The 11,265-nt window shown below is 74.3% G+C and carries 11 protein-coding genes; 8 read left to right on the forward strand and 3 right to left on the reverse strand.

What is annotated here, in order from left to right; all coding sequences use genetic code 11:
• Positions 1 to 33: 33 nt before the first annotated feature.
• From ABZ562_RS11505 to ABZ562_RS11525, 5 genes are all read left to right on the forward strand, one after another.
• The gene (locus tag ABZ562_RS11505; protein WP_361476690.1) at positions 34 to 1,125 is read left to right on the forward strand and encodes a sialidase family protein; all 1,092 of its coding nucleotides are present in this window, start codon (positions 34 to 36) and stop codon (positions 1,123 to 1,125) included.
• A gap of 67 nt (positions 1,126 to 1,192) precedes the next feature.
• On the forward strand, positions 1,193 to 1,870 hold the full coding sequence (locus tag ABZ562_RS11510) for a uracil-DNA glycosylase (RefSeq protein WP_361476692.1): 678 nt from the start codon (positions 1,193 to 1,195) through the stop codon (positions 1,868 to 1,870).
• A gap of 39 nt (positions 1,871 to 1,909) precedes the next feature.
• Positions 1,910 to 2,773, forward strand: a complete 864-nt coding sequence (locus ABZ562_RS11515) for a phospholipid scramblase-related protein (protein WP_361476694.1) — start codon at positions 1,910 to 1,912, stop codon at positions 2,771 to 2,773.
• 22 nt (positions 2,774 to 2,795) lie between these two features.
• Positions 2,796 to 3,869, forward strand: a complete 1,074-nt coding sequence (locus tag ABZ562_RS11520) for a BadF/BadG/BcrA/BcrD ATPase family protein (RefSeq protein ID WP_361476875.1) — start codon at positions 2,796 to 2,798, stop codon at positions 3,867 to 3,869.
• A 188-nt stretch (positions 3,870 to 4,057) separates the two neighbouring features.
• A complete protein-coding gene (locus tag ABZ562_RS11525) occupies positions 4,058 to 5,059 on the forward strand; it encodes a hypothetical protein (protein ID WP_361476696.1) in 1,002 nt (333 codons plus the stop codon).
• Between the two features lie 255 nt (positions 5,060 to 5,314).
• Here ABZ562_RS11525 and ABZ562_RS11530 read toward each other — a convergent pair whose 3' ends face one another.
• Both ABZ562_RS11530 and ABZ562_RS11535 read right to left on the reverse strand, forming a co-directional pair.
• The gene (locus tag ABZ562_RS11530; protein ID WP_361476698.1) at positions 5,315 to 6,358 is read right to left on the reverse strand and encodes a lactonase family protein; all 1,044 of its coding nucleotides are present in this window, start codon (positions 6,356 to 6,358) and stop codon (positions 5,315 to 5,317) included.
• 136 nt (positions 6,359 to 6,494) lie between these two features.
• The gene (locus ABZ562_RS11535; RefSeq protein ID WP_361476877.1) at positions 6,495 to 7,958 is read right to left on the reverse strand and encodes an FUSC family protein; all 1,464 of its coding nucleotides are present in this window, start codon (positions 7,956 to 7,958) and stop codon (positions 6,495 to 6,497) included.
• 251 nt (positions 7,959 to 8,209) lie between these two features.
• On the opposite strand from ABZ562_RS11535, the gene ABZ562_RS11540 reads away from it, so the two are divergent.
• The 3 genes from ABZ562_RS11540 to ABZ562_RS11550 all read left to right on the forward strand — a co-directional run bounded on the left by ABZ562_RS11540 (position 8,210) and on the right by ABZ562_RS11550 (position 10,464).
• On the forward strand, positions 8,210 to 8,713 hold the full coding sequence (locus tag ABZ562_RS11540; RefSeq protein WP_361476700.1) for an Lrp/AsnC family transcriptional regulator: 504 nt from the start codon (positions 8,210 to 8,212) through the stop codon (positions 8,711 to 8,713).
• Positions 8,714 to 8,737: 24 nt separating this feature from the next.
• Positions 8,738 to 9,427: an HAD family phosphatase gene (locus ABZ562_RS11545; protein ID WP_361476701.1), complete on the forward strand. Its 690-nt coding sequence runs from the start codon at positions 8,738 to 8,740 to the stop codon at positions 9,425 to 9,427.
• Between the two features lie 77 nt (positions 9,428 to 9,504).
• Entirely contained in the window at positions 9,505 to 10,464 is a 960-nt protein-coding gene (locus ABZ562_RS11550) for a serine hydrolase (protein ID WP_361476703.1), read from the forward strand.
• A gap of 147 nt (positions 10,465 to 10,611) precedes the next feature.
• Here ABZ562_RS11550 and ABZ562_RS11555 read toward each other — a convergent pair whose 3' ends face one another.
• A complete protein-coding gene (locus tag ABZ562_RS11555) occupies positions 10,612 to 11,106 on the reverse strand; it encodes a hydantoinase/oxoprolinase family protein (protein ID WP_361476705.1) in 495 nt (164 codons plus the stop codon).
• Positions 11,107 to 11,265: the final 159 nt, after the last annotated feature.

Here is an 11,265-nt window from a genome sequence, read left to right on the forward strand (position 1 = left end):
CCCTCCCGCTACGTCCCTAGGAGTGAGTCCGTCATGGACGATGTTCTGCTCGCCGTCGGCACCCGCAAGGGTCTCTTCCTCGGCCGCCGCCGCACCGGCCCGGACTGGAACTTCACCGGTCCGCACTTCCCCATGCAGGCGGTGTACTCCGTCGGCATCGACACCCGCCGCTCCGGCGCGCCGCGGCTGCTGGCCGGTGCGGACAGCTCCCACTGGGGCCCGTCGGTCTTCCGCTCCGACGACCTGGGGAAGAGCTGGCACGAGCCCGCCCGGCCCGCGGTGCGGTTCCCGGAGGGGACCGACACCTCGCTGGAGCGGGTGTGGCAGCTGCACCCGGCCGGGCCCGCCGCGCCCGGGGTGGTCTACGCGGGCACCCAGCCGGGCGCGCTGTTCCGCTCCGAGGACGGCGGGGAGACGTTCACCTTCGTGCGGAGCCTGTGGGACCACCCGCAGCGGCCCGAGTGGGGCGCGGGGTTCGGCGGCCAGGCGGTGCACACGGTGGTCACCGATCCGCGGGACGCCGACGCGGTCACGGTGGCCGTCTCGTCGGGCGGGGTGTACCGGTCGGCGGACGGCGGGGCGAGCTGGGCGCCGTCGAACAGCGGGCTCAAGGCGGAGTTCATGCCCGATCCGTATCCCGAGTTCGGGCAGTGCGTGCACAAGATCGCGCCGGACGCCGTCGATCCGGACCGGCTGTATCTGCAGAACCACGGCGGGGTGTACCGCAGTGACGACCGCGGGGCGCACTGGTCGGAGATCGGCAAGGGGCTGCCCGCCGATTTCGGGTTCGCGATCGCCGCCCATCCGCGGCGCGGCGGAGTCGCCTATCTCTTCCCGGTGTCCGACGGCTCGGACCGCTATCCGCCGGACTACCGCTGCCGGGTCTTCCGCACCCAGGACGCGGGCGCGTCCTGGGAGGAGCGGTCCGCCGGGCTGCCGGGCGAGCCGCACTACGGGGTGGTGCTGCGCGACGCGCTCCGCACGGACGACGCGGACCCGGTCGGGGTGTACTTCGGCAATCGCAACGGCGAGGTGTACGCGAGCGCGGACGAGGGCGAGAGCTGGCGGCAGATCGCCCGGTATCTTCCCGATGTGCTCTGTGTGCGAGCGGCGGTGACCGGATGAGACCGATGAAGCCGTGACCGGGTGGGACGGCACGCGGCCACGGGCTGAGCCACTAGAGTGACGCGGTGTGGCTGCACGACCGTTGAAAGACATTGTGGAACCGGGCTGGGCCAAGGCACTTGAGCCCGTGGAAGAGCGCATCGCGGCGATGGGTGACTTCCTGCGGGCCGAGATCGCGGCGGGCCGCACCTATCTGCCCGCCGGAGCGAACGTGCTGCGCGCCTTCCAGCAGCCCTTCGACGAGGTGAAGGTCCTCATCGTGGGCCAGGACCCGTATCCGACGCCCGGTCACGCGGTGGGGCTGAGCTTCTCGGTGGCGCCCGAGGTGCGGCCGCTGCCCGGCAGCCTGGAGAACATCTACCGCGAGCTGCACACCGACCTCGGTCTGCCGCGCCCGTCCAACGGCGATCTGACGCCCTGGACCCGGCAGGGCGTGCTGCTGCTCAACAAGGCGCTCACCACGGCGCCGCGCCGCCCCGCGGCGCACCGGGGCAAGGGCTGGGAGGAGGTCACCGAGCAGGCCATCCGCGCGCTCGCCGCGCGCGGCCGTCCGATGGTGTCCATCCTCTGGGGCCGCGACGCGCGCAACGTACGGCCGCTGCTGGGGCAGCTTCCCTCGGTGGAGTCCGCGCACCCCTCCCCCATGTCGGCCGACCGGGGCTTCTTCGGTTCGCGCCCGTTCAGCCGGGCCAATGAGCTGCTGGTGCGGCAGGGGGCGCAACCCGTCGACTGGCGCCTTCCCTGAGCGCTTCTTTCCAGGTGGGCGAGGGGTAGTCTGCCCGCCATGACGACACCTCCGAACACCCCTGCGGGCTGGTACGCCGACCCGCAGGGCACCCCCAACCAGCTGCGCTGGTGGGACGGCGCCCAGTGGACCGAGCACACCCACCCCGGCCAGCAGCCGGTTCAGCAGCCGGGCCAGTTCGCGCCGCAGCAGGCCGGGCAGCCGGGGTACGCGGGGCAGGCCGCCCAGCCGCACCCCAATCCGGCCAAGGTCCAGCACCAGGTGCAGCAGCAGGCGCACGTCGCCCCGGCCGCGGGTGGCGGCGGCACGCTGTTCACCGAGCCGGTGCTGGTGGTGAACCAGAAGGCCAAGCTGATCGAGCTGACCAACGAGTACAGCGTCTTCGACCAGCACGGCCGCACCATCGGGTCGGTGGTCCAGGTCGGTCAGAGCACGCTGAAGAAGGTCGCGCGGTTCGTGTCGAGCCTCGACCAGTTCATGACGCACAAGCTGGAGATCCGGGACGCATCCGGGCAGCCGCATCTGGTGCTCACCCGCCCCGCCAAGTTCATCAAGTCCAAGGTGCTGGTGGAGCGCCCGGACGGGCAGCCGGTCGGCGAGATCGTCCAGCAGAACGCCATCGGCAAGATCAACTTCGGGATACAGGTCAACGGCCAGCAGATCGGCGCCATCAAGGCGGAGAACTGGCGCGCCTGGAACTTCGCCATCGTCGACCACACCGACACCGAGATCGCCCGGATCACCAAGACCTGGGAAGGTCTGGCGAAGACCATGTTCACCACCGCGGACAACTATGTCCTGCAGATCCACCGCCAGCTTCCCGATCCCCTGCTGAGCCTCGTGGTGGCCACCGCGCTGACCGTGGACACCGCGCTCAAGCAGGACGCGCGCGGGTTCGGCTGAGCCGGTGGGCGACGCGACGCATGTGCTCGGGATCGACTCGGGCGGATCGGGCGTACGGGTGGCCGTGGCGCACGCCGAGGCCCTGCTCAGCGGCTCCGCGGAGACGCCGCTGACCTGGGCCTCAGCCACCCCCGCCGACGTCGGCGACCGGGGCATCGACGCGGCCGGGCTGCTGGGGCGGGTGCTGCCCGCCGCCCAGGAGCTGCTGCGCCGGGCCGGGGCGCGGCGACCGGCCGCCGTCTGCGTGGGCGCCGCGGGGATGGCCTCGCTCGGCGACGATCTGCGGGCGACGCTGCCGGGCGCGCTCGCGGAGGAGTTCGGGGTGCGCCGCCTCGCGCTCGCGGCGGACGCGGTGACCGGCTATGCCGGGGCGCTCGGCCAGCGGCCCGGCGCGGTGGTCGCCGCGGGCACGGGCCTGATCGCGCTGGGCGCGGTGCCGCTGCCGGACCCCTTGGCCGGGTGCGCGGCGAATAACCGTACGACCGCGGGCCCCTCGGCCGGCGGCCGCGTGCCCGGGTGGCGGCGGGCCGACGGGTGGGGGCATCTGCTGGGCGACTGCGGCGGCGGGGCGTGGATCGGGCGGGCCGGTCTGGAGGCCGCGATGCGCGCGTACGACGGGCGCGAGGGCGGCTCGGAGCCGCTGCTGGCCCGGCTGGAAGCGGTCTTCGGCCCGGCCGGTGAGCTGCCGGGGAAGCTGTACCCGCGTCCCGACCGGCCCGCCGTACTGGCCTCCTTCGCGCCGGAGGTCGGCCGGTGCGCCGCCGGGGGCGATCCGGTCGCGGAGGCGGTCCTGCGGGACGCCGCCCGCCACATCGCCGAGGCCGCCGCGGCGGTCTGTCCCCGGCCGGAGGCCGGTGACATCGCCACCGGTGACATCACGACCGGTGACATCGCGCTGACCGGCGGGCTCTTCCGCATGGGCGCGCCCCTGCTGACGCCCCTGCGCGCCGAGTTGGCCGCACGGCTGCCGGGGGTACCGGTCACCGAGGCGGCCGGGGACCCGCTGGACGGCGCCCTGTACCTCGCGGCGGCGCTCGCCGCCGGGGAGCTGCGGCTGCCGCCGGACGCGGGACTACTGAGCGTCATCACCACGTGACGCACGACGACAACGGCCGTTGACCGGGACGGGGGTTCCGCATTACGGACACCCTATCCGGTGTCCGAGCAGCTCTGTTCGCCCCCCGCACAGCATCGAACAGCGAGGCTCGGCAAAAGGGGACAGAAAACGCCCAGTCGCCCCCCTCCCGAACAGCCAACCCTATAGAGCGACTAACATGCGGCGCCATGAGCTCCCCCACAGGGCCCGCGTCCGGCCTGCCAGTACGAATGCCGCGTCCCCGCCAGCCCGGACGGCACCGCCGCCCGGAGCCCGCGGCCGCACCCGTGGGCGCACCGCCGCTGGTGCTGGCCGTTCCGGGGGCCCCGGAAGCCGCCACCCGGAGCCTGGCCGAGGAGATCGTGAGCATCGCCCGCTCCGAGCTGCCCGGCCTCGACGCCCAGGTCGGCTATGTGGACGTGGAAGGCGAGAACGCGGAATTCCCGCAGCTGGAGTCCGTGCTCGCGCGCGCCGCCCAGGACCGCACCGAGCGGCTGCGCCAGGCGCGGGAGGCCGCCAAGGCCACCGCCGCGGCCACCGCGGAGGCGATCGCCGCCGCCGAGGCCGCGGGCGAGGAGATCCCGGAGATGCCTCCGCCGCCCTCCGTCCCGACCGACGGCCCGTCGGCCGTGGTGGTCCCGCTGCTCGCGGGCCCGGACAACGCGCTGCTGCGCCGGATACGCCAGGCCGTCATGAGCAGCGGCTCCGCCGCCGAACTCACCGATGTCCTCGGCCCGCACCCGCTGCTCGCGGAGGGCCTGCACGTCCGGCTGTCGGAAGCGGGCCTCGCCCGCGCCGACCGGGCCCGCCTCTTCACGGTGGCGACCGCCGCTGACGGCATCATCCTGGCCACCGTGGGCGGCGGCGAGGCCGCCGACGCCGGCGGGATCACCGGCATGCTGCTCTCCGCGCGCCTCGCCGTGCCGGTGATGGCCGCCGCGCTGGACGAGGACGGGGCCGTGGTCCGCGTCGCCGAGCAGCTGCGCTCCGCCGGTTCGGCCCGGCTCGCGCTCGCGCCGTACCTCATCGGCCCGGAGGTGTCCGCCGAGCTGACCAAGGCGGCCGCCGAGGAGGCGGGCTGCGCCGCGGCCGAGGCGCTGGGCGCCTACCCGGCCGTGGGCAAGCTGGTGCTGTCGAAGTACGCGGCCGCGCTGGGCATCACGCTCCCGGCCTCCGCCGGGCTGCGCTGAATCGTCTCGGCACGGCGAGTGAGCCGAAGGGGCGCGCCGCGGTCGAAAGGGAGAGCGCGCGCAGGCCCTGAGGAACGAAGGGCCGAGCACCGTCGACCGTCGACCGGGGCTCAAGGCGTCCCGGAGGCGAACCGAGCCCCCAACCGAGGGGCCTGCGAGGCGCGGGGCATCACGCCCCGCGCCCGGCCCGCCCCATGACGCCCCGTACGCCCCCTGACCCGTACGAGCCCCCGCGGCCCACCGGGTCCGCGCGGTTCAGCCGAAGATCACGCAGGACGCGGCCGGCGCCTCGAGGGAACCGCCGCGGCTCGGCACCCCGGTGGTGGGGTCGAGGCCGAACCAGGTGACGTCTCCCGAGCGCTCGTTCGCGACGTAGAGACGGCCGCCCGAGGGGTCGAGGGTCAGGTCACGCGGCCAGTGGCCGCCGCAGGGCGTGGTGGTGACCAGCTCCATGCGGTCGCCCGGGGTGTCGAGGGCGAGCGTCGTGACGCTGTCGTGGCCGCGCGCGGCGACCCAGACGAAGCGGCCGTCCGGGGAGACCGCAGCCTCGGAGGGGAAGGTTTCGGTTTCCGTGCCGGGCGGGACGACACGGGTCTCGGCGAGCGGTTCGAGGGTGCCGGACGCCGCGTCCCAACGGCACACCGTGACCGTCGGATCCAGCTCGTTGACGACGTAGGCGCGGTCGCCGCGCGGATGGAACGCCACATGACGCGGCCCGCTCCCGGCCCGCAGCCCGACCGTCCGGTGCGCCCGCGGCCCGGCGGGCTCGTACACCCAGACGGCGTCGGCGCCGAGGTCGACGCTCAGCAGCCAGCCGCCGGACGGGTCCGGCAGCACCTGGTGGGCGTGCGGCCCGCTCTGCCGCTCGCGGTCGGGGCCGCCGCCCTCGTGCCGCAGCACCGCCGTCGGCTCGCCGAGCCCGCCGTCCTCGCCGACCGGCAGCGCGCTGACGCTGCCGGAGCCGTAGTTGGCGGTGAGCAGATGCCCGGCGGCGAGCGCGAGATGGGTGGGTGCCGCGCCGTGGACGGGGACGGGGTCGCCGAGGAGGGTGAGCGGGCGGGCGGGGTCGCCGCCGGTCCGGAAGGCGGCGGCCGCGCCGTCGCCGGTCTCGCTCACCGCGTAGAGGACGTCCCCGCCGGGTGAGAGCGCGAGATACGAGGGGTTGGCGACCTCGTCCGTGGCGTGGCGCGGCGTCAGCTCCCCCGTGGCGAGGTCGACGTCCGCGACGGTGATCCCTGCTCCGCCCGCCTCGGTGAACGACCCGATGTACGCCCTGTACGCCCGTTGCTCCGTGCTCACCGTGCTGCCTCTCCAGCGGTTCCGCTTGCGGCCGACGCTAACAGCCCGGCCCGGACCAGGACTCTGGAATGGACGATTCCGTGCTTGACGCGCCGTCAGCGGACTCCGGTTGGCGGAAGCCCCGGCCCGGGTCCTCTCAGGCCCGCAGCGGTGCGCGCAGCGGGTCGGCGAGGCCGGTCAGGGCGGCCTCCAGGTCGTGCAGATGGGCCAGGGCCCGGTCGGTGGCCGGGTGGGGCGGTGGCCCGGCGGGGGCGGGGGCGGCGCGGGACGGGCCGACGGGGGCGGTCAGGCGGCCCACCGCCGCCTCGACGCGGGCGCACGCCGCGGTCAGGCGGGCGTCGTGGGACGCGACCGGGTCGGCGGCCAGCGCGGCGAGGCCGCGGGCCTGGCGGGCGCAGTCGTCGAGCGCCAGCATGACCTGACGCGCCCGGGCGCGGCGGGCGCGCAGCGGGCTGAGCGGGTGCAGCAGCGGGGCGATCGACCCCCGCAGACCCCGCAGCGCCGACTCCAGCTCGGCGACGTGCGGCGCGGGGTCCGCCGCCGGGTCGCCCGCGAGCCGCCGCGCGGCGTCGGCGGCGCAACGCCGTACGGACTCCAGGGCGCGCCGGATCCACGCGTCCGTCGCGGCGTGGGTGGTCACCGGGAGCACCAGCGCCACGGCCAGGCCCGCCCCGGCCGCGCCGACTGCGGTCTGCTCCAGGCGCAGCGCGAGCAGCCCGGGGTGGAGCACGCCGAGCAGGCCGTAGAGCAGCCCGGCCATCAGCGTCACGAAGAACACCATCCAGCTGTACGACAGCGGCGCGGTGTAGAAGATCCCGAAGACGCAGGCGGCGACGAGGACGGCGGTGGGCGCGGGCGCGCCGTGCAGCGGTACGGCGACGGCGAGCCCGGCCGCGATGCCGCCGGCGGTGCCGATGACCCGGCGGAAGCCGCGTACCAGCGTCTCGCCGCGTGAGGCGGTATTGACGAAGATCCACCAGGCGGTGCCGACGGCCCAGTACCACCGCTCCCCGGAGAGCGCCTGGCCGACGGCGAGCGCGAAGCCGCAGGCGGCGGCCGCCTGGAACGCCTGCCGGGTGGCGGGCGGCGGGGGCGCGGCGGCGGGCGCCCCGGGGGTGTGCCGCTCGAGGCACCACACGCCGAACCGCACGAGGGCGGCGACCGCCACGCCCATCGGCACCGCCACGGCCAGCACGGGCAGTTCACCCGGCCCGGCGCCCAGGAACTGGGCCGCGAAGAACATCATGAACGCGAAGATGCCGAGGGCGTTGCCGCGCGGCCCCCACCGCCGGGCGGCGACGCCGCAGAAGACCACCACGAGGAAGGCCGCGTCGCGCCCGGGCGGCACCCGGTGCAGTACGGCGGCCAGCGCCAGCACCGGCAGGCCGACGGCCGGGAGCAGCGCGGTGGTGAGGGCCTGCCGTCGTACGGTCGGGTCGGCCACCGTGAAGAGCGTGAGGAGCGCCGCGAGCCCGGCCACGACCGCGGCCGGCAGGGGCAGCCCGGCCCAGGCGACCGCGGCGACCGCCGAGCCGACGCCGAGCACGGCCCGCGCCGAGACCCGCAGCCGCCGCAGCCCCGGATCGGGAGCCGCGAACATCGTCGCGCCGATCCCCACCCACGTCCGAAAATCCCGCAGCACCGCTGTGACCTGTTCCTTTCCCTCCGGGTACGACAAAGGCGCTGCGGGGACCCGGATGCGGCTTCCTTGCCGTCCGGCGCAGCCCAGCGCAACGCCATCTGCCCATAAGGGAAGCACCCCACCACCATCGGCTCAAGCGATCACTATTCGGCTGGGCCATTGGTACAGTCACCCGGCCAAGATTCCGACCACGAGGGAGCCGATGGCCCATGCCCGCACCGGGGGACGCGGTGGACGCGCTCGACGCGAAGATCCTGCGGCTGCTGCTGGAGCAGCCGCGCACCAGCGTGCGCGAATACGCCCGGCTCCTGGGCGTCGCCCGCGGCACCGTGCAGGCGCGGCTGGACCGGCTGGAGCGGGCGGGCGTGATCACCGGCTACGGGCCGTCGCTCTCCCCCGCCGCGCTCGGCCATCCGGTGCTGGCCTTCGTGCACATCGAGGTCACCCAGGGCCATCTGGACGACGTGGGCGACGCGCTGGCCACCGTCCCGGAGATCATCGAGGTGTTCTCGACCACGGGCGCGGGTGATCTGCTGACGCGGGTCGTGGCGCGGGACAACGAGCATCTGGAGGACGTGGTGCAGCGGCTGATCCGGCTGCCGGGGGTGGTCCGCACCCGCACCGAGATGGTGCTCAGGGAGCGGGTGCGGCATCGGATGCTGCCGCTGGTCGACGCCGTGGGGCAGACCGCGGGAGCCCGCCGTCGGCCCTGATCACGGCCTTGGCATGCTGTCCGTATGAGCATCCGGCGGACCCCTTCTGTGATCTTCGACCTCGACGGCACGCTCGTGGACAGCGAGCCCAACTACTACGAGGCGGGCCGGCGCACCCTCGCCCGGTACGGCATCACCGGCTTCACGTGGGAGGAGCACACCCGGTTCATCGGGATCGGCACCCGCGAGACGCTGGAGACCCTGCGCGCGCGGTACGCGATCGACGCGCCGGTGGAGGAGCTGCTGGCCGTGAAGAACGGCCATTACCTGGAGCTGGTCCGTGCCTCCACCACCGTGTTCGGCGAGATGCGGGCGTTCGCCGAGCGGCTGCACGCCGCCGGGCATCCGATCGCCGTGGCGTCCGGTTCCTCCCGGCCCGCGATCGAGGCCGCGCTGACCGCCACCGGTCTGGACGCGCTGCTGCCGCTGTACGTCTCCGCGGAGGACATCGGGCGCGGCAAGCCCGAACCGGATGTCTTCCTGGCCGCCGCGCGGCTGCTGGCCACCGATCCGGCGGACTGTGTGGTGGTCGAGGACGCCGGGCCCGGGGTGGAGGCGGCGCGGCGGGCCGGGATGCGCTGCATCGCCGTGCCGTATCCCGGGGGCGCCGCCGGGGACGGCTCGGCGTACGACCACGCCGGGCTGATCTTCCGCGGCGGGCAGGGGGAGTTCGACGCGCGGGTGGCCTACGACTGGGTGACGGCCGGTGGTTGACACCCCGACACATCGTCATTTTCCCCCCGGTGAGACGATACCGGCGCCCACCCATCAACGGAGGAGAGCGAGGGCGTATGGGATTACATCGGGGTAACGCGGGCCGCCGCCGGGGAGCGGCCGTCATCGCGGCCACGGTGGCGCTGGCGGTCGCCGCGCCGGTCGCGAGCGCGCAGGCGGCACCGGCCGCCCCGGCGGCACAGACCGCCGCCGGTCCGTCCGGCGTCCGGGCCAAGGGCGCGTATCTGCTCGACAACAGCGCGAACAAGAAGCTGTGGAGCAAGGGCCCGGACACCAAGCGCCAGATGGCGAGCATCACCAAGCTGATGACGGCGGTCGTGGTGCTCGACACCCGCGGGGTGAACCTCAACAAGAAGGTCACCGTCAAGCAGGCGTACCTGGACTACATCAGGACCAGTGGCGGCAGCGCGGCGGACCTGAAGAAGGGCGACAAGCTCACGGTCAGGCAGTTGCTGTACGGCATGCTGCTGCCGTCCGGCTGTGACGCCGCCATGGCCCTCGCCGACACCTTCGGCAGCGGGAGCACCACCGCCAAGCGCACGAAGTCGTTCGTCGCCAAGATGAACAAGAAGGCGGCCGCGCTGGGGATGACCAGGACCCGGTACGACTCCTTCGACGGCATCTCCACGCACGGCGCCAACTACACGACCGCCCGCGACCTGGCGAAGCTGGCGCGGCACGCGCTCGGCAACGCCACCCTGCGCACGGTGGTCAAGACCGTCGACACCGAGCAGAAGGCCCCGGCGGCCAACGGCCGGACCAGGTACTACTACTGGAGCAACAGCAACAAGCTGCTGGGCTCGTACAACGGCGCCATCGGGATCAAGACCGGTACGGGCACCGCGGCGGGCAAGTGCATCGTGTTCGCCGCTCTGCGGAGCGGCCGTACGGTCGTCGGGGTGCTCCTCGGCGACAGCAACCGGTATCCGGACGCGAAGAAGATGCTCGACTGGGCGTACCACACCCGCACCACGGTGACCTGGCGCAAGCTTCCCGCGGGCGCCCCGCAGGACTGAGGTATCCGACGGCACGCCCGGTGCCCCGGCCGGGGCACCGGGCGTGCCGTACGCCGCGTGGCGTTCTCAGGGGCGCCGCTCAGGGGCGCGGGGCGAAGTCCCGCCAGGGCTTGCCCGCGGCCGGCTCGGTGTCGACCCACAGGGACGTCACACAGTGCGGGCAGACGTAGGCAGGAGCTTGGACCGCTCCTCGATCATGGTCAGATCGGAGCTGCCGATGCCGAACGCCGAGTGGACGGAGGCGGTGAGCGGGACGACGATGCGCGGGCAGCCCAGCTCGGCGCCGTAGGAGAAGGCGTGCAGCGGGCCCGCGCCGCCGTAGGAGAAGACCGCGAAGTCGGCCGGGTCGTAGCCGTGTTCCACGGTCACCTGGCGCACCAGGTCGGCCATCCGGGCGTCCACGATGGTCTTGATGCCCTCGGCGGCCTGCTCGACGGTCAGCCCGGTCGGCCGGGCGATGTGCTCCTCGATGGCGGCGCGGGCACGCTCGACGTCGAGGGCGAGCCGCCCGCCGAGGAAGTTGTCGGGGTTGAGGTAGCCGAGCACCAGGTCCGCGTCGGCGACCGTGGGGCGCTCGCCGCCGCGCCCGTAACAGGCAGGGCCCGGGTGGGCGCCCGCGCTCCCGGGGCCGACGACGAGCACCCGCCCCTTACGGAGGCGATGGAACCGGCCCCGGCGCCGATGGCGCGCACCGCCACGGACGGCAGGGCGAGCCGGTCGCGGCCGATGAGGGTGGGGTTCGACATGACCGGGCGCTCGTCCAGCACCAGCCCGACGTCGAAGCTGTTGGCGGGAACCGTG

The sequence above is a fragment of the Streptomyces sp. NPDC019937 genome (assembly GCF_040631655.1).
Lineage (GTDB): Bacteria > Actinomycetota > Actinomycetes > Streptomycetales > Streptomycetaceae > Streptomyces.